Source organism: Roseibium sp. Sym1 (assembly GCF_027359675.1).
GTDB lineage: Bacteria > Pseudomonadota > Alphaproteobacteria > Rhizobiales > Stappiaceae > Roseibium.
Genome location: NZ_CP114786.1, coordinates 5,875,927 through 5,895,371 on the forward strand (window position 1 = coordinate 5,875,927; position 19,445 = coordinate 5,895,371).

12 protein-coding genes are annotated in these 19,445 nt (G+C 61.3%); 4 read left to right on the plus strand and 8 right to left on the minus strand.

All coding sequences use genetic code 11. The annotated features are described in order from the left end of the window. Positions 1–184: 184 nt before the first annotated feature. Entirely contained in the window at positions 185–2,437 is a 2,253-nt protein-coding gene (gene parC, locus O6760_RS27240) for a DNA topoisomerase IV subunit A (RefSeq protein WP_269582791.1), read from the plus strand. 1 nt (position 2,438) lies between these two features. On the opposite strand, the gene O6760_RS27245 is transcribed toward parC, so the two are convergent. Next, complete coding sequence (locus O6760_RS27245) at positions 2,439–3,239, minus strand: AraC family transcriptional regulator (RefSeq protein WP_269582792.1); 801 nt, start codon at positions 3,237–3,239, stop codon at positions 2,439–2,441. Positions 3,240–3,348: 109 nt separating this feature from the next. On the opposite strand from O6760_RS27245, the gene O6760_RS27250 reads away from it, so the two are divergent. Together O6760_RS27250 and O6760_RS27255 are read left to right on the plus strand one after the other, a co-directional pair. Beyond that, on the plus strand, positions 3,349–3,756 hold the full coding sequence (locus O6760_RS27250; RefSeq protein WP_269582793.1) for a DUF2000 family protein: 408 nt from the start codon (positions 3,349–3,351) through the stop codon (positions 3,754–3,756). Between the two features lie 217 nt (positions 3,757–3,973). Next, positions 3,974–4,342 carry an acyl-CoA thioesterase gene (locus O6760_RS27255; protein ID WP_269582794.1) on the plus strand — a complete coding sequence of 123 codons (369 nt, stop codon included), beginning with the start codon at positions 3,974–3,976 and terminating at the stop codon, positions 4,340–4,342. A gap of 188 nt (positions 4,343–4,530) precedes the next feature. Here O6760_RS27255 and smpB read toward each other — a convergent pair whose 3' ends face one another. Beyond that, positions 4,531–5,010: an SsrA-binding protein SmpB gene (gene smpB, locus O6760_RS27260; RefSeq protein WP_269582795.1), complete on the minus strand. Its 480-nt coding sequence runs from the start codon at positions 5,008–5,010 to the stop codon at positions 4,531–4,533. A gap of 49 nt (positions 5,011–5,059) precedes the next feature. Next, entirely contained in the window at positions 5,060–5,938 is an 879-nt protein-coding gene (gene dapA, locus O6760_RS27265; protein ID WP_269582796.1) for a 4-hydroxy-tetrahydrodipicolinate synthase, read from the minus strand. 274 nt (positions 5,939–6,212) lie between these two features. Here dapA and O6760_RS27270 point away from each other — a divergent pair, with 274 nt between their 5' ends. Further along, positions 6,213–7,133 (plus strand): alpha/beta fold hydrolase, encoded by a 921-nt coding sequence (locus O6760_RS27270; protein ID WP_269582797.1) that lies wholly within the window; start codon positions 6,213–6,215, stop codon positions 7,131–7,133. 344 nt (positions 7,134–7,477) lie between these two features. Here O6760_RS27270 and O6760_RS27275 read toward each other — a convergent pair whose 3' ends face one another. From O6760_RS27275 to parA, 5 genes are all read right to left on the minus strand, one after another. After that, positions 7,478–8,629 (minus strand): porin, encoded by a 1,152-nt coding sequence (locus tag O6760_RS27275; protein WP_269582798.1) that lies wholly within the window; start codon positions 8,627–8,629, stop codon positions 7,478–7,480. A gap of 444 nt (positions 8,630–9,073) precedes the next feature. Beyond that, complete coding sequence (locus tag O6760_RS27280; RefSeq protein ID WP_269582799.1) at positions 9,074–10,225, minus strand: porin; 1,152 nt, start codon at positions 10,223–10,225, stop codon at positions 9,074–9,076. Between the two features lie 651 nt (positions 10,226–10,876). Further along, entirely contained in the window at positions 10,877–13,006 is a 2,130-nt protein-coding gene (gene pbpC, locus O6760_RS27285; RefSeq protein WP_269582800.1) for a penicillin-binding protein 1C, read from the minus strand. An 18-nt stretch (positions 13,007–13,024) separates the two neighbouring features. Next, positions 13,025–18,556 (minus strand): alpha-2-macroglobulin family protein, encoded by a 5,532-nt coding sequence (locus tag O6760_RS27290; protein WP_269582801.1) that lies wholly within the window; start codon positions 18,554–18,556, stop codon positions 13,025–13,027. Between the two features lie 110 nt (positions 18,557–18,666). Beyond that, positions 18,667–19,308 carry a ParA family partition ATPase gene (gene parA, locus O6760_RS27295; RefSeq protein ID WP_269582802.1) on the minus strand — a complete coding sequence of 214 codons (642 nt, stop codon included), beginning with the start codon at positions 19,306–19,308 and terminating at the stop codon, positions 18,667–18,669. Positions 19,309–19,445: the final 137 nt, after the last annotated feature.

Genomic DNA, 19,445 nt, shown 5'->3' on the forward strand with positions numbered 1-19,445 from the left:
ATCAGGTTTACGCCCTCCCCCGGGGATTTACAAACGCCGGCCGTGCCGTTGAGCCCGAAGGTATTTGGCCCCGACCACACGATTTGCCCACAGGAGCTTCGATTTCCGTTGAAAATCTGCCGATCTCGGCTCCCGGACGCGCCAGGCAATTGCACCGGATGCCGGAAACGGCTAGCAAGCAATCATGGGAAAAGAGACGACTCCGCCGCCAAGTGGCATTGAAGGCATCAACCTCAAGGACGCGCTTGAAGAGCGCTACCTGGCCTACGCATTGTCGACCATCATGCACCGGGCCCTGCCCGATGTGCGCGACGGTCTGAAACCGGTTCACAGGCGCCTCCTCTATGCCATGCGCCTGCTGAAGCTGGACCCCGGCGCCGGCTTCAAGAAATGTGCGCGCGTCGTCGGTGACGTGATCGGTAAATACCATCCCCATGGCGACCAGGCCGTCTACGACGCGCTGGTGCGCCTGGCCCAGGACTTCGCGCAACGCTATCCGCTGATCGACGGGCAGGGTAACTTCGGCAATGTCGACGGCGACAATGCCGCGGCCATGCGTTACACCGAAGCGCGCATGACCGACACGGCCAAGCGGCTGCTGGACGGACTGGATGAAAACGCGGTCGACTTCCGCGAGACCTATGACGGCGAGGACAAGGAACCGATTGTCCTTCCGGGCGGGTTCCCGAACCTTCTGGGGAACGGCTCCTCGGGCATTGCCGTCGGCATGGCCACGTCCATTCCGCCACACAATGCCTTTGAGCTGTGCCAGGCCTGCCAGCATCTGATCAAGAACCCGAATGCCGAAGTCGATGACCTGCTGGAGTTCATCAAGGGCCCGGACTTCCCGACCGGCGGCCTGCTGGTGTCCGATCAGGGATCGATCCGCGAAGCCTATGCAACGGGCCGGGGCAGCTTCCGCGTGCGCGCACGCTGGGAGGTCGAGGATCTTGGGCGGGGGCAATGGTCCATCGTCATCACCGAAATTCCCTACCAGGTGCAGAAATCCCGGCTGATCGAAAAGATCGCCGAGTTGCTGACTGCACGCAAGCTGCCGCTTCTGGACGACATCCGCGATGAATCCGCCGAGGACATCCGCATCGTTCTGGTGCCGCGTTCGCGCAACGTCGATGCCAACCTGCTGATGGAATCCCTGTTCAAGCTGACGGACCTGGAAAACCGGTTCTCCCTGAACATGAATGTCCTGTCCATGGGCAAGGTGCCCATGGTCATGGGACTGAAGCAGGTTCTGCGCGAGTGGCTCGATCACCGCAAGGTTGTCCTGGTCCGCCGGTCGGAATACCGCCTAGGCCAGATCAACCACCGCCTGGAGGTTCTGGAAGGCTACCTGATCGCCTATCTGAACCTCGATGAGGTGATCCGCATCATCCGCGAGGAAGACGATGCCAAGGCAGAGCTGATCCGGACCTTCGAGCTGACCGACGTCCAGGCGGAAGCCATCCTCAACATGCGTCTGCGTTCCTTGCGCAAGCTGGAAGAGATGGAGATCCGCAAGGAGCACGACAAGCTCACCGAGGAAAAGGACGACCTGACCAAGCTGCTTGGATCCGATGCCCGCCAGTGGACCAAGATTTCCAAGGAACTGGGCGACATCTCAAAGGTCTACGGCCCGGAAACCGAAATCGGCCGCCGCCGCACCGACAAGTCCGAGGCGCCCGAAGCCGACCTGGTCGACATTCAGCAGGCGATGATCGAAAAGGAACCGATCACCGTCATCATTTCCGAAAAAGGCTGGATCCGGGCGCTCAAGGGGCATCAGGCCGACCTGTCGAATGTGTCGTTCAAACAGGGCGACAAGCTGAAGCTGTTCTTCCACGCGGAAACGACGGACAAGATCCTGCTGTTTTCTTCCGGTGGCAAATTCTTCACGCTGGGTGCGGACCGTCTGCCGGGCGGCCGTGGCCATGGCGAGCCGATCCGCCTGATGGTGGAAATGGACGAGGCCCAGGATGTCGTCAACGCCTTCGTCTACAAACCGGGCCGGAACCTGCTTCTGGCCAGCACAGAGGCGCGCGGTTTCGTCGTCAACGAAGACGACGTCATTGCCAATACGCGCAAGGGCAAGCAGGTGCTCAACCTGACCATGCCTGCCGAAGCTTCGATCTGTGTCGAGGCCACGGGGGACCAGGTCGCCATCATCGGGGAAAACCGCAAGCTGCTGGTGTTCCCGCTGTCGCAGATCCCGCAAATGGGGCGTGGCCGGGGTGTCCGGCTGCAACGCTACCGCGACGGCCTCATTTCCGACATCCGCGTCTTCAAGGGCGAGGACGGCCTCACCTGGACCGACAGTTCCGGGCGCAGCTACACGCGATCGCTCGAGGAGCTGGCAGACTGGCGCGGCGAACGTGGTAACGCGGGCCGCCTGCCGCCCACCGGTTTCCCGCGCTCGAACAAGTTCGGACCGAACAAACTCTAAATCATTGAGTTGCACTGGCGGCGCTCAGGTGCCGCCACTGTCCCGGTGTCATGCCGAAGGCCCTTTTGAAGTGTCGGGTCATGTGGCTCTGGTCGGCGAACCCGCTGGCCACGGCCGCCTCCACCAGCGGGGCGCCGGCCCCGAGCTCCGCCTTCGCCCGGCCCAGCCGGCGCATCACGAGGTAACGGTGCGGACTGGTTCCGAACACGGCCCGGAATTGCCGCGACAGGGTGAACCTGTCCATCTGCGCCAGACCTTCCAGTTGTTCCATGCGCACACTGTCGGTGCAATTTTCCTTCAGGAATTCCGCGCAGCGTTTCAGGTCCGGCCAGCTCAAGGCGGTCCCGGAAGGCCCTTGATGGTCGGAATGCCCCCATAGACAATCCGCCAGATCGGCAATCAGGCAGTCCCGCTTGAGCGTGCCCAATTCACGATCAATGTCCGTCAGGGCCTCCGCCAGCTCGGTCCGGAAGCGGTTGTCCGAGATGACCGGTGACGGCACAAACGGCAATCCGGGTCTGCCTACGCCGGACAGGACATCTGAAATCTGTTCCGGGGCCACGTAGAGCATGCGGTAACGCAATCCCTCCTCCGTGCCCGCGCCGCCATCATGCACTTCGTCCGGATGGATCACGATCACCTGCCCGGGCAGGGAAGCGCGCTGCTCCCCACGATAGCTGAAGGTCTGCACGCCATTCATCGTCAGGCCGATGGCATAGGTGTCGTGCCTGTGCGGGCTGAAGCCATTGCCCTGAAACCGCGCCTCGATACGTTCAACGCCGTCCTCGGCCGGCGAGATCACGATGCCGTCCTCCCGCGAACTGCACAAACGTTCAAGACCACGGCTCCCCGGCAACGGTACTTCTTCCTCACACCAATCCTTCTGGTATCCCCGTGTGGAGTTGACATTCATGTTTGAAACCAAATTCGTCATAATTGTCCGCGAAGACCTTGCCGCCTGGCAAAAGCTGAACGTGACCGCCTTTCTTGCCACCGGCATCGCCGCTGCAAAACCGGCCCTTATCGGTGAGCATTACCGCGATGCTGCCGGACATGTCTATCACCCCATGAGCGTGCAGCCGATCATCATCTTGAGCGCGGATGCCGACACGATTGCCAAGATCCACCAGCGGACCCTGCAGCGTGGCGTCCCGGCAAGCGTTTACATCGAGGAGATGTTCACCACCGGCCACGACAGCGCCAACAGGGAGGTTTTTGCCAAGTTCACACTGGAAAACGCCAAAGTCGTCGGCCTCGCCGTTCACACGGACAAGAAGATCGCGGACAAGATTTCCAAAGGCGCGAAAATGCACCGATGAATTCCCGGAGCCACATGACTGCCTCTGTCATTGCTGCAAAAGTCTGACGAATTTCCTCTCGACTGACGGGGGGATTCGCGGGCACTGTCAGCAAGTCAATCGGGTGAAGGGTGTTCAGGGCTTTTGCATGAATCTCACAGACAATCCACAGTCAACGCGGCCGGTTCCCTTAAACCGGTCCCAGTTCAAGACGTTTATCCAAATCCCCACCAGGTGGATGGATGTGGATATCTATGGTCATGTCAACAACGTGCAATATCTGAGCTTCTTCGACACGGCCGTCAACAGCTGGTACGTCGACAACAACTTGCTCGATCCGGTTCATAGCCGGGAAATATTCCTGGTGGTCGAAACAGGCTGTCACTATTTTTCGGAACTGACGTTCCCGGGCGTTGTTTCCGCCGGGTTGAAGATCGAGAAACTCGGCTCCAGCTCGGTGGTTTTCCGTGTCGGACTGTTTTCCGGCGAAGCGTCCGAAACAGCAGCTCACGGGCGCTTCGTGCATGTGTATGTCGACCGCAACAACCGGCGCCCCCTGCCGATACCGGAAGCAAAACGCCTGGTGTTGGAAACCTTGACGGCGTAGCGTCCCATAGCCGTTCCGGCGATCGGCTTATCCCGTTCCACCAACAGGTCATGAACAGGATAAGCGGTTGAAGGCCGACATCCTCTTCCACAAACTGCACACAGAGTTTCCACAACCTTTGCGCAAGTTGCGCACAGGTTCCCCACAGTCATGAAAATGTCACGGAACACCTTTCCCGGGCAGTCGCCCTAACCCAGGTTCTTCATCAGCCGCGACTTTTCGCGTTGCCAGTCACGCTTCTTTTCGGTCTCGCGCTTGTCATGCAGTTTCTTGCCGCGTGCCAGTGCAAGTTCCAGTTTCGCACGCCCCTTGTCATTGAAATACAGTTTGAGCGGAACAATGGTCTTGCCTTCCTTTTGCACCGCACCGGCAAGCTTGCCGATTTCGCGTTTGTGCAGAAGGAGTTTGCGCGGCCGGCGCGGTTCGTGGTTGAACCGGTTCGCCTGAAGGTATTCCGGGATATAGACGTTGTAGATCCAGATTTCGCCGCCGTGTTCGGCCGCATAGGATTCGGCAATATTCGCCTTGCCGTTTCGCAGGGATTTCACTTCCGTGCCCTTCAGCTCGATCCCCGCCTCCAGCGTATCCTCAATCTCGTAATTGAACCGGGCCTTCCGGTTGTCGGATATGATGGTCCGTCCTGGAACATGCCCTTTTTTCGGCGCCATTTTCATCCTTTCTGATGCCGGGGCATCAGCCCCGCACCAGACGTTCTTGTCAGTTGATCAGTCCGGCATGGGCCATGGCTGAACGAATTTCGCTGCGGGCCCCTTCGGAAATCGGCACCAGCGGCAGGCGAAGCTCCTCGCCGATCTTGCCGAGCAGCGACAGGGCATACTTGGCTCCACCCGGGCTGGGTTCCAGGAAAAGCGCACGATGAAGCGGTGCCAACCGGTCCTGAAGATCGAGCGCCTTCCTGAAATCGCCTGCCTGGGTTGCGCTCTGGAATTCCGCGCACAGCCTCGGTGCCACATTCGCGGTAACGGAGATGCAGCCGACGCCACCATGGGCATTGAAGGCCAATGCGGAAATATCCTCGCCGGAAAGCTGAATGAAATCCGGACCGCACAAATGGCGCTGCCGGCTGGCCTTCGCCATGTCGGCTGTCGCATCCTTGACACCCTTGATGTTCTCGCAGGTCTCAAAAAGCTCCGCCATGGTTTCCGGGGTCATGTCGATGATAGACCGGCCCGGAATATTGTAGATCAGGATCGGAATGCCGACCGCGTCGTTGACCGCCTTGAAATGGGCCTTCAAACCCGCCTGGTTCGGCTTGTTGTAATAGGGCGTGACAACAAGCAGAGCATCCGCACCCGCTTTTTCGGCGTGCTGGGCGAAATCAATTGCCTCGATCGTGTTGTTCGATCCGGCACCGGCGATCACCGGCACGCGGCCCGAAGCCGCCTCGATGCACAATTCGATCACCCGCTTGTGTTCCGCGTGGGTCAGTGTCGGGCTCTCACCCGTCGTGCCAACCGGAACCAGTCCGGAAGAGCCTTCCGCGATCTGCCAATCCACGAAGTCCCGGAACCGTTTCTCATCGAGCGCACCGTCCTTGAACGGGGTGATCAGCGCTGGAATGGATCCTTTGAACATCTCGGTTTCCTCTTGGTGGATCAGGTGCTTTCAGAAAGCGAAAGCGTGATGATGATTTACGGAGGCGCAACATACTCATCTGCCGGACGCTGGGCAATGCTTCCAACGACTTTACAGCAGCGCTTTTCGACTTTTCTTTGAGACGCAACCCGGTTGCCACATCCGGGGCTGCAAACCAGCGGCACCGGCAGGGAACTTGCTGTTGTCAGTGCGTTGCGAACACCCCTATCTTCCTTGAAGCAATGATTCAATGAAATCGTTTCAGGAGTTCCCCATGACATCTGCGCCCCAGGAAGCGCCGGACCGGCCCAATCAGCGTTCGGCGCCGAATGCAGTCGATTTCACCTGGAAAAGCCCAGATGGATTGACGCTCGCCGGACGCGAATGGCCCGTACCAAATGATCGACCCGAACACCCAATCCCCGTCTTGTGCCTGCCTGGACTATCGAGAAACACGCGTGATTTCAATGACGTTGCACGGTTTCTTCAATCCAGTGGACATCGTGTCATTGCGCTGGATTACCGCGGTCGCGGCAACAGCGACTGGGACAGCGACTGGCGGAATTACGCCCTGCCCGTCGAGGAAAAGGACATCGACGCTGCCATCGAAACGCTGGGACTGGACCGTTTCGCCGTTCTGGGCACGTCCCGGGGCGGGCTGCATGCGCTTGTGCTGGGTCTTCGGTATCCGGCGGACCGGATGGCAGCCGTGATTTTCAACGATGTCGGTCCACATATCGAGATGCGCGCCATTCACCGGATCGCCGCGACGCTCGGTCACAACATGAAGGCTGCTTCACTGGAAGCCGTCGCCGGCAACCTGAAACGCACGATCGGCAGCCAGTTTCCGGCATTCGGCGCCCGGGACTGGCTGAAGCTGGCAGGCCAACTTGCCTCGGAACACGATGGCCAGTTTGTCATGGATTACGATCCGGCCCTGGCGCATCAGCTTGCCAGCCTCGACGACGCCGCACCAGCACCGGACCTCTGGCCGCTTTACGACAAGCTCACGGACCGTCCTGTCCTGATACTTCACGGAGAGCATTCGGACCTGCTCAGCCCGGATACGTGCAAGCGCATGCTCGACGGACATCCCAATGCGGCAGTCAGAACCATTCCCGGTCAGGGGCATGCGCCTGTTCTATGGGACACGGAAACCCATGAGGCGATCGCCGGTTTTCTGAAGAAGATCTAGGCCGTAGTGACACATTAACGACTGGCATCGTTGGGGTCGGGATCGTTGCTGAACAGGCGGTAAGCGCAAGGAAGTGCAGTGCACTTTCGAGCATTTCCAACGCCTTCAGGAACGATCCTGGACCAACCCCGAAGGGGCCGTCCGAAAATCGGATCATTTCTGCGTCGCATGTCGTCGAATATGCCCCGCATGTCCGTCCTCCATGCTCCTTGAAAGGACCCGATTTTCGGGCGGCGCTGCCAATCGCTAATTGGTCACTACGGCCTAGGCCTGCGGTTCTTGCAGACAAAAGAAAACCCGGCGTTTCCGCCGGGTTTTCCATCAAACCTCGAGGTGAGGATTGATTAGAAGGTGCGCTGCATACGAACACCGAAGAGGAGTTCGTCGGTGTCAGCAATGTTGTCCCACTCGGTGTCAGAGTAACCGATGTCGGCACCCATCTGGAAACCGGAGACCGGCTCCCAAACAACGGAACCGTCGATTGCCCAACGGGTGGCATCGCCAGCGGTACCAGCGTTGTCGTAGTGAGCGTAGGAGCCGTCCAGTGCCAGACCGATGGTCGAGGAAGCCTGGATGTAAGCACCAGCCGACAGGGAGTAACCGCTGTTGGTGGTTGCGTTACCGGAAGCTGCGCTGATCACGAAGTCGGTCACACCGGCAGCGTTACCGGTGTAGGACAGAGCGCCGTCAGCATAGAAACCCTGGAAGAAGATGTTCGAACCGGAGTTGATCATCGGCAGGTTGATGCTTGCACCAGCGCCGATTGCCCAGCCGAGTTCATCTTCGCCGTTACCCGGGTTGATGCCGTTGAAAGCTGCGCTCGGGTAAACCTGATGCAGAGCACCAGAAAGCTGAGCGGAACCCCAACCCTGGGAGATGCCGAGAGCTGCGACGAGGTCCGGAGCGCGCGTGCCGCCGTAGGTGCCGGATTCGCGGTGCGAACGGTCTTCCAGAGCGATCGTTGCGGACAGGCCGTTGCCGAAGGCAGCGGTGTAAGCGATCTGGTTGGTGGTCGTATCCGACCAGTCACGAGTGACAACACCCATGAACGTCTGACCGGTGTAGATGTCGAAGTTCGACGTTGCATAACCTGCAGTCAGGCCGCCCCACTGGATGTAGGCCTTGTCCAGGTCCATGATCTCAACAGCGTTCTGAACGCGCTGGGACATGGAAGCGTATGCACGCAGGGTACCGAATTCGGTAGCGGTGCGGGCGTCAAGGTACAGCCAAGCCTGGCTGCGCCAGCCGTAGCCGTCGGAATCACGGTTGGACCAGTTGCCGTTGGACAGAACGTTGTTCGCGATGAACTGGGTACGAACACGGCCGCCAACACGCAGGCAGGTTTCGGTGCCCGGGATGTAGTAGAAGCGTGCGCCGTAAGCGTCGCAGACGCGAACGTAGTCAACCGGCTCCGGAGCAACCGGAAGATCGGCTGCCTGAGCGGTGGTGGCGGTGGCAACTGCTGCCGCGCCGAGCATCAAGCTCTTGAGTTTCATATCTGACCTCCAATCAGTCATATCAAATGGCACCAAATGCGTGCCGTCGTCCCCGCGAAATGTTTCTGAGTTCGCCACCGATCGGAGGTTGGACGTCCGAGGCAGACAAATCAGTGCGGCTCGAAGCCGCTCGCAAGTGTGACCATACGCATCCGGTTTCCCGGTTCAATACAGAAAGCGGTCCAGCCCTTCCGCAGAGGCTGTTTTCAAAAACCGGTGTTGCGTGAATGTCACAAAAACGGATTGGAAATTTAGACTTCGTTAGGAAACTCGGCTCAAGGCCTTACGTTTCAACGCATCGGCAGCCCCGCACAGCGGAGCTGCTTCGCGGCTTGGGAATCATGCACCGTTCCTTGAAACGAAAACGGCCCGGCAGGTTGAAGCCTGCCGGGCCGCATGACTGACTGGAGTTCAGAGATTCACAGCCAAGTTCTAATCGGCTGATTAGAAGGTGCGCTGCATACGAACACCGAAGAGGAGTTCGTCGGTGTCAGCAATGTTGTCCCACTCGGTGTCAGAGTAACCGATGTCGGCACCCATCTGGAAACCGGAGACCGGCTCCCAAACAACGGAACCGTCGATTGCCCAACGGGTGGCATCGCCAGCGGTACCAGCGTTGTCGTAGTGAGCGTAGGAGCCGTCCAGTGCCAGACCGATGGTCGTGGTGGCCTGGATGTAAGCACCAGCCGACAGGGAGTAACCGCTGTTGGTGGTTGCGTTACCGGAAGCTGCGCTGATCACGAAGTCGGTCACACCAGCAGCGTTACCGGTGTAGGACAGAGCGCCGTCAGCATAGAAACCCTGGAAGAAGATGTTCGAACCGGAGTTGATCATCGGCAGGTTGATGCTTGCACCAGCGCCGATTGCCCAGCCGAGTTCATCTTCGCCGTTACCCGGGTTGATGCCGTTGAAAGCTGCGCTCGGGTAAACCTGATGCAGAGCACCAGAAAGCTGAGCGGAACCCCAACCCTGGGAGATGCCGAGAGCTGCGACGAGGTCCGGAGCGCGCGTGCCGCCGTAGGTGCCGGATTCGCGGTGCGAACGGTCTTCCAGAGCGATCGTTGCGGACAGGCCGTTGCCGAAGGCAGCGGTGTAAGCGATCTGGTTGGTGGTCGTATCCGACCAGTCACGAGTGACAACACCCATGAACGTCTGACCGGTGTAGATGTCGAAGTTCGACGTTGCATAACCTGCAGTCAGGCCGCCCCACTGGATGTAGGCCTTGTCCAGGTCCATGATCTCAACAGCGTTCTGAACGCGCTGGGACATGGAAGCGTATGCACGCAGGGTACCGAATTCGGTAGCGGTGCGGGCGTCAAGGTACAGCCAAGCCTGGCTGCGCCAGCCGTAGCCGTCGGAATCACGGTTGGACCAGTTGCCGTTGGACAGAACGTTGTTCGCGATGAACTGGGTACGAACACGGCCGCCAACACGCAGGCAGGTTTCGGTGCCCGGGATGTAGTAGAAGCGTGCGCCGTAAGCGTCGCAGACGCGAACGTAGTCAACCGGCTCCGGAGCAACCGGAAGATCGGCTGCCTGAGCGGTGGTGGCGGTGGCAACTGCTGCCGCGCCGAGCATCAAGCTCTTGAGTTTCATATCTGACCTCCAAAAGTCAATTTTCATTGGAGCCGACACCGGAACCGGGTTCCTGGCGGGGCTCCATCCCCGCGATTTCGTCGAAACACGATCCAGATCAAAATTTCCGAACCGTTTTTCTAGCGATTACTCGCCGTCGCAAAGCTTAAGAACCAAACTCGAGCCGCCACAGCAAGCCCAAACAGCCCTAGGGATGCACAGTCGGGCCACCGTGTGTTTTTTCTGCAACAAATTGTGTTTCAAAGCTTTCCCGTTATTCTGCGGAACCTGACCCCGCCTTTTGCAGAAACAACAACACTTACATCCCTGGAAACGAATTTCGACGCCAATTACAAGTAAGCAAATTGATTCCATCAAACTGAAATCGAATTAATCCCTCCAGCTCTCGCCCGGCTTGCTTCACAACAACGAAATTCCGAAGAAATTCACTCAATTTTTGGAAGTGTTCTTCTACTTTCCGGGTCTTGTTTGCGAACCAGGTCAATAAATCCGGCAACATTCCTCTCAGGCATGCCCATCGGGCATTCCACAACCACACGGGACACCCGGATTGAAACGCCACGGCCTTGCACACGCCAGCCCGGGGACCTTCAAGGTTCGGCGGGCTTGAAAGATTCGCGTTTTGAGGGGGCTCCCGAATGGAGGGGGACGTCAGCGCAGATAGACCGTGATTCCCGCGCTGCGCCCTTTGGCATCCACGATGGTCACGTCGGCGAACCCCGAAGTGTCCGGCTTCCAGACCAATTGCCTGTCCCCCTGGCGCTGGCCAAAGGGCTTGCCATTGACAAGATAGGAGAACGGCCCGACCCCTCCCTTGAACTTGACCACAAGCGGCTGCGCCTGCCCGGCGCCGGCGGCCCCGTTCGAGACCCCCAGGTCAAGTTCCGCGCCATCTGGAGGATAGGCGATGCGCAATTGGTCCGTTGCCCTTGCGGACCGGTGCCGCTGAGGCAGCCTCGCGTATCTCAAGGGGGCCGGAATGTCCCGGTTGAGTGCCTCGAGGGCATCGGGGGGAGCGGACGGCAAGCGAATCCTCGTGGGTCCAAGAACCTGAAAGGCTTCGAACAGGATCGGCACGGCCACTGACGCTCCCGTTTCACCCGGAACGGGCGTCCCGTCCGGACGGCCCGACCAGACCGCCACCACATGGCGTCCGTCGAACCCGATCGCCCAGGCGTCCCTGTAGCCGTAAGCCGTTCCGGTCTTGTAGGCGACGGGAATGGTCTGCGCGCCGAGCGGTTGCGGCAATCCCGACAATATGTCGGCGACCAGCCAGCTTGCCTTTTCGCTCAGCACCGGAGCCGCAGCGGAAACCGCGTCCGGCTCGGCGCAGTCCATCCGGCACACCGACAGCGCGACCGGTGTTCCCCCACGCGCCAGCGCGGCATAGACCTGGGTCAGGTCCCTCAGGGAAAGACCCAAACCACCGAGACTGATTGCCAGTCCCGGGGCGATCCCCTTTTCCATGACCGGCCTGACACCCGCACGTCTGAGCCGAGCGATCAGCCGCGCGGGGCCGACCGCTTCCAGCAGCTTGACGGCCGGTGTGTTCAAGGACAGTTGCAGGGCTTCCCGAAGGGTGACGGTGCCCTGATAGGACTGATCGAAGTTTGTCGGCTGATACCCGGCAATGTCCGTTGCCTTGTCGACGATAAAGCTTTCCGGCAGGCCGATGCCTTCCTCGAACGCCAGGCCGTAGATGAACGGCTTGAGCGTGGAACCCGGGGACCGGATCGCACGGGTCATGTCAATGTGCCCGGCTCTCGTGTCATCCAGAAGGTCCGGCGCGCCGACGCTGGCAAGTATCTCGCCCGTCTCGTGATCCGCAACAAGCATTGCCAGGGATACCGAGCGCGGCATCACGGCGGCCTTCCGCCTGGCAAGCGTTTCCAGACCCGATTGAAGATCCCGGTCGATCGTAAGCCGGTGGACCTGTTTTTCCGGCGCGTCGAGACGGGCCTGCCGGCTTTCATGCGGCGCAACAAGCGGCATGGCATGCCGCCGCGCCCGCAACGGCTCGGCAGCCGCGGAAGCCGCTTCCTCGGCGCTGACCACCCCGGACCTGGCGGCAACCCCAAGCACCCGGTTGCGTGCCTGGAGTGCCCGGTCCGGGAACCGGTCCGGCCGCCGGCCCTCCGGGCTCTGCGGCAGGGCAACCAGAAGCGCGGCTTCGGCCGGTGTCAGCCGTCCCGGTTCCTTGCCGAACCAGGTCAGGCTCGCCGCCCGCAATCCCTCCAGATTGCCCCCGAACGGAGCCCGCAGCACGTAAAGCCTCAGGATGTCCTCCTTGGAGAACCGGTTTTCGAGCCGGACAGCCCCGAGCAACTGCTCGTATTTCCGCGCGAGGGATTTTGTCGGCCGTTCGTCCAGGAGCCGGGCGACCTGCATGGTCAGGGTCGACCCGCCCGAGACGATCCGGCCGTGGCGCAGGCTCTGAAGTCCGGAGCGAATGATCGCCCACAGGTCGAAGCCACCGTGCTCATGAAAGCGCTTGTCTTCGAAAGCAAGCAGCATCTTGAAATAGAGCGGGTCGATGGCGTCGAGGTCCACCGGCAGACGCCACTTGTCATCCGCGCTTGTGAAGGCACGCAGCAGACGGTCCTCCCGGTCGAGAACGACGGTGGACAGCGGCAGGTCGGCAAGCTGCGACAAAGGAGGCAGCGACTGGTAGTCGTGCCGGACCTTGAGCTGCGCACAAAAGGCAAGTGCCCCGAATGCCAGTCCGGCGGCCGCACTCCACCGCCGAACCTTCAGCCAGTTTACACGCCGCAAGACGGGCATGACGCGCCTCCCGGCCTTTTACCGGGTCGGACCCAGCACCACGAACCGGCCTGTTGCGGTGATGGCGCGCCGGTCAGGGCTGTACATGTCCTCGACCGAAGCCGGCGGATGCGCGTAGTCTCCCGGTGTCGCCGCGCGTGCGAGATAGGCAAAGGAGAGTTCCTTGTCGCTCCAGCGCGTCTGGTTGACCGCAACCTCGAACCTGTCCCCGTAGAACGCCGCGTGCTCCGGCTGGTCCACAGTGTCGAGGAAAGACAGTCCGCCGAGATCGCCGGAGCGCACCAGCCGCGGATTGTCGATCACCAGCCCCGCCGGCAACCTGTCGACCACCATCAGCCTGCCAGGCCTGTTGCTGAGCGCACGCACGGTGACGACGACGGCGAGCCGCGTGTTGACGGGCACAGCGGACGGATCGACCGGATTGCCGTCGAGATCGTAGACCGTCCGTTCGACCGCATAGTCCTTGCCGCCGGCAGGTTCGGGGACCAGAGGCTTGCCGGCGATCGAAACCAGCAGCTCGGTTGCGGCGTCGCCATTGTTCTTCACCTCGGCAGGGAACTGGCTGACTTCACTGCCGGCCAGCGTCCACGCCAGGCGACCCGGCGTTTCCTCGCCGCGAACAGACAGCCGGGCCTCGGCCGCCGATTCATTCAGGGCCTTGGCAGCCAGAAGCAGCCAGGCCATGTCCTGTGTCGACCTGCCTCGTGCATCGCTCTGTGCCGCCTTCAGGCGATCGACAGCCTCCCCCTGGAGGGAATCACCCATCGACGCCGACACCACGTAGTCGGTCACGGCGGCGCTGTCGCGCAAACGCGAACCATAGTCGCTGCGGTAGGAGCCTGTGGTGTCCGCCGGCAGAGCGGCAAGAGCAGCCCGGAACCCGATTGCAGCCCGGTCCCCTTCCCCGTAAAGGGCGAGACCGGCGGCAACCTGCGCCTTTGCCATGGGCGTGGCGAAGTTCTGCAGCTTTGCGTCGAGATAGTAGCGCAGGTCGCCCATGGAGGCGCGGCCGTTGCGGGCCAGGACGTAAAGCGCATAGGCAACACCCTCGCCTCCATCCTGGAAGTCGGAGGCGTAGGCGAGCCTGTTCTCCAGATTGTCCAGCGCCGTATCGAAAGCCAGATCCGGCACCAGATATCCCTTTTCCCGGGCGCGGGTCAGGAAATCCGTGACATAGGCGTCGAGCCAGGTATCCCCGTCTCCATAGCTTGACCAGAGACCGAAGTCGCCGGACGACGACTGGTTCGAAAGAACCCGCGCGATCGCCTTGACCACGCGCTCACGGATGGCGCTGTCACCACCGAGCCCGGCGGCCTCCGCGACTTCGCTCAAGTAGAGCAAGGGCAGCGCACGGCTGGTGGTTTGCTCGGTGCAGCCATAGGGATAGCGGTCCAGAGCCGCCAGAAGTCCGGCGACATCGATGCTCGCGGCCCCTCCCGCCGTCAGCGTGATGTCGACACTGTCTGGACGCAGACCGTCGAAACTGTCCGCTGTCAGGCTCAGGTTGTCACCGGACGCGAGCGTGAACACCGATCGGCGCACCACCTCGGGCTGGGTGTCCTCGACCTCCAGTCCGAACCGCTTCACGTAGCTCTTGCCATCCGGCCCGGTCAGCGAGGCGACGATTTCTGCCGTCGTCAGGCTGTCGCCTGCCGTGACGCTCAAGAGCACCAGGTCCTTGTCGCCGGGTTCAAGCTCAAGAGACCGCGTCAGGCTGGCGCTTCCGGCTTCCAGGCTGAGCCCCTCGGCAACGGACACCTCGAGTTCGTAGGTGCCAGGCTCCCCGTCGACATTGTCGATCTCCAGTGCCAGGCGCGATTGATCGCCTGGCGCAAGGAACGAAGGCGCGCTTGCGGTCATCACCACGGGCGATCGCACTTCCACTTCCCTGTCGGCATGACCGACGCCGTCCGCTGTCCAGGCAACGGCCATCAGCTTGAGCGCTCCGTTGAAGGCGGGAATGTCGAAGGACACCGTGGTCCCGCCATCCTGTCCAACGTCAACAAGACCGGAAAACAGTGCCACGGGCTCTTCGTCCGGCGGCGGTGCATCCAGACGCATGCCGGCCGCATCTCCTCCGGACCTGACCCTTCCGAGTGTCCCGGCGGTCCGGTCGATCAGTTGTCCATAGAGGTCCCTGATATCCGTGCCGAGGCGGCGCTGACCGAAATACCAGCTTTCCGGATCCGGTGTTTCATAGGCGGTCAGATTGAGAATGCCGACATCAACCGCCGCGACCGTGAGGAAAGCCTGCGTGCCCGGCGCGAGGCCGGCAAGCCTGACCGGTACTTCGAGCGTGGTTTCCGGAAGGATACGATCCGGCGCGGACAGTTCCACGTCGAGCGCCCGCGCTCCCGGGTCGACCTGCAGCCAGGACAGACCCATGGCCCTTGACGGCATGCGCTTCTGATCCAGGTCCATCGGACGATAGAGGCTTGCGGTGACATAGGCCCCCGCCCCCCAGTCGTCGCTCACCGGGATCTCGACTTCGGTCTCCTCGCCGCTGACCTCCACGGTCTGACTGGCCAGAAGACCGCCGGAAACCACATTCACCACGGCGATACCGGCCATCTGCGGCTTGAGGCGCAATTTGGCGACATCCCCGGGCCGGTAGCTGGTCTTGTCGAGCCCGACATCCAGATAGTCCGGCGTGTCCGACGTGGCGTCGGCCGTGTACCAGCCGGCATTGAACGTCACCCGGGTTGTTGTCTGCAGCGCGCCGCTGCCCGCGACATCGAGACGGTATTCTCCCCATTCGACAGGAAGGGACAGCCGCGCGGGCTGGCCGGCAACAACGTTGAAGTCGCCGCTGTCGACGCGGCGCGTCGTCGTGATCGGCTCGTAGGACCAGCGGCCGTCATAGCGGTACCACTGGTAACGGCGGTCGACCTTGGAAAGGGTCCAGTTGAGTCCCTCCCCATCGATTTCCTCGCCATTGGCTCCGACAACGATCACGGAGAAATCCGCCGGACCGCCTTCGTCAACGCCGCCGTCAAAGGCGGGTTTGATGCCGATGCGGGCGCTGTCCTGTGCAACGGGCAGATCGAGGTTGCGTTCCACGTAGCGGCCGCCGGCCTCGACAAGACGTGTGATCAGTTCGGCGTCATACAACATGGTCGTTTCGGGCAGGTCCGGCATGAAGACCTCGAAGGTCAGCTTGCCGTCGTCACCGGTCTTCAGGCCGGAGGTGATGGAGCCGCGCTCGGAATAGGCATCCGCGTCCGGAACGCCGAACTGGTAGCCGGGATAGGCTTCCAGCGCACGCACCGGACGAACGATCACGTCTCCTTCGAGAGACTGTCCGCTTGCCGGCGAGCCGTAAAGGAACCGCGCCTCCAGCGACACTTCCGTGGGCCCGGTCCTGCTGAACGATGCGGCCGCGGTCTCCAGATCGAAATCAACCCGTTCCGGCTGGTAGTCCTCGACCAGGAAAGTCTGCTCGGCGAGCGCCTTTCCCTTCGGATCGGCGTGGACCCGCCAGGACCAGATGCCCTGCTGGGCCGAGGCGGCCAGGGTCAGGTCCTGAAGGTGCCCGCCAAGACCGCCGTCTTCAACGGTGAAGCGCGCGTGTTCGACGCCGTCAGGACGATTGAACACAAAGGTAAGCGGGAAGTTTTCCTGCGCGACCGCGCTGGCATTGCGCAACAGGGCCTGGGCATGAACGGTTTCCCCGGCCTTGTAGATGCCGCGCTCGGTCCAGGCAAACACATCGAGAGGTCCGGGCGCCGGGCGCCCCTCGACGCCCCGGTCGGAAAGATCGAAGGCCGGTTTGCGCAGGTCCAGGAAGGAATAGTCCCCATCCGACGTTTCCGCGACCAGAACGCCGGGCGCCAACCCTCCGCGGCCACGGGTCTTGCCGACGGCGAAATCGGCAAACCCGTCCGCGTTGGTGGTCGTTTCTCCAAGGATCTCGTTGTTCACCGCAAGCAGGCGCACGGTCACGCCTTCCAGCGCTTCCGCGGTCGTAAGCGAGCGGATATTCGCGGCAAGCCCGGTGTCCCCCGTCAACGCCGTCAGGCCCAGATCGGAGACCAGGAACCACTGGGTTGCCAGGGCGCCCCAGCGGTTCTGCTGGTCAAGCTTCGACCGCGCCGTCATGGCGTAGACGCCGGGTTTCAGGTCAATGCCTGTCTCTGTGACCGGGATCGCGGTGGTGACATCGAGGTTGAGCTCGTTGCCGGTCTCGACAATTCCGGTCCAGACCTTCTCGCCAAGCTCTTCCTCGATCTGGTCGGCCTGGTAGGAATCAAGCTGGCGCAGGAACCGGTTGTCCCGCAGGACATCGGCTATCGTCCGGTTGCCGACCCGGTAGATCGAAGCCTCGACCTCGGATGTGTTCACCGACACGATCGGAATGGTCGGATTGCCGCCCGACGGCAGCACATAGGACCGGCTCAGGAAGTTCACCGAAGGTGCGCGATCCTTGACATAGACCGTCAGTTCCGCGGATTTCTCGAGCTTCTCACCGTCGGCGGCCGGCAGCCCGCTGCGTGCGGTGACCCGGTATCGGGCGCCGTGTTTCAGGCCGTCGGCACAGATCTGGTTTTCCTCGGTCTCGATGGCAAAGCTGCCTTCACCGTCGACGGAGACATAAGGCGCCATGTCTTCCCCGACCGGCAGCTTTTGGGAAAAGACGAGACAGATGCGCGGCGCGGCACTGTCGGAATCCACCTGATGGTCCACGATCCGGAAGCCATGTTCGGCGATGAGTTCTTCATACCGGCGGCGGACAGTCGTGTTTTCCTCCAGCGCGAGCGACGCCCGAAGCGCCTTGATGGCAACCTTGTATTCGCTGCGATTGGTCAGAGCCCGGCCCAGAAGTTCCAGCGCGAGCGAGCGTTCCGGTGCGCTGACCGCCCTCAGATAGGCGTTGACGGACGCGGAAATCGCATTTTTCCGTTTGGTTTCCCGCTCCTGCCAGTCATCCGGCTTTTGAAGCAGCAAGGCCGTCGACAGGTTCACCCAGGCCTCGAAGTCGCCGGGTTCAAGCTTGATCAGCTGCAGGAAGTCCGCTTCTGCAAGCGCCCCTTGCCTGTTGCCAAGCGCAGCCAGACCGCTTTGGCGCAACCGATCGGCGGACTGTCCACCCGCGCGCACCGAATTGGCGATGCTGAGAGAATAGGTCTCCGCGCTTTCCAGCTGGGAACGCGGCACAAACACGAGTTCCGCCTTCCGGTCCGCGCTCTGGTCGGCCCGCGGCGCCTGGACCTCGACCACACGCCCGGCGATCGCACCGACAAAGCTCTGCAATTCACCGAAATCGGATTTCAGGAAACACCAGCCTGCGGACGTGTTGTAGGTGAATGCCCGGCACTGGTTGTCGCCAAGACAGGAGGACTTGCAGCCCTCGAGGTCGACATCCTTGACGGTTCTGTAGTCGGAGCCGAAGTAATCGGCATCGTCGATGGTGACGATCCGCTTGTCCTGTGCAGCTGCCGGCAAGGAAAGCAACACAGCGGCACCGGCTGCGAGCAGGAGCGCGCGCAAAGCCTTGAACTGAGTGCCTGGTTTCTGATGAAAGCGTTTTGAAACAATCGAATAAATGGACATGGCCAGTCCTCCCGGGCCGAGAATTTTCCCTATCAAGGCACCGGATCATGACAAGGACAAGGCAAAAATGGACTGATGGGCATTCCTACGGATGCAGAGCTGCCGGAACGTTAGCCGATCCGTCCGATCAGCTCTTCGATCAGGATGTCGACTTCCTTCGCCGCCTTGCTGCCGGGCGCGGTTTCGGTAACAGCCGCCCCCTGTCCCATCACGGCGGCGAAAACCGTCCGGTTGCCGAGACGGGCCGCGAGCACGTCATAGTCGGATTGCGCTATGGCCGCGGCCATTTCTCCGGTCAGGGAGGCGCGCGGCGGCACCCGGTTCAAGACCAGCAGCGCCGGCGTGTCTTCGCGGGACGCCATCTCGAGCGTCTGCGAGGTCGCCCACAAGTCAACCGGTGTCGGCTGGACAGGGACAATGACAAAATCGGCGACATCAATGGCCGGCTTGGCATCGACATCCGTCTTGGGCGGCGTGTCCACGACCACATACCCGTGGGAGCGTGCCAGTGACCTGGCTTCACGGCGTGCGCCCCAGCCGGAAGCGGTCCTGAATTCCAGGCCGGTATTGTCTTCTCCGAGCCTGTCCTCGCGTGCCTCGAACCAGGTCCCGAGCGAGCCCTGCGGATCCACATCCAGGACAGCGACCGGCTCGCCGGACGATTTCGCCAGAGCCACCGCAAGGTGGACAGCCAGCGTTGTCTTGCCTGAACCGCCTTTTTGCTGTGCGACAGTCAATATGCGTCCGGACATGCCATTCCTCCAGAAAAACACCAATATATTGCGCTGCGGTCTTTCGCAACGCAACATATCTATCGCTTATCCCAATGAGTGTCCGGCGCAAATCCGGAAAAATGGCTATGATCGCCAATGTTTCTCAGGTGTTGCAG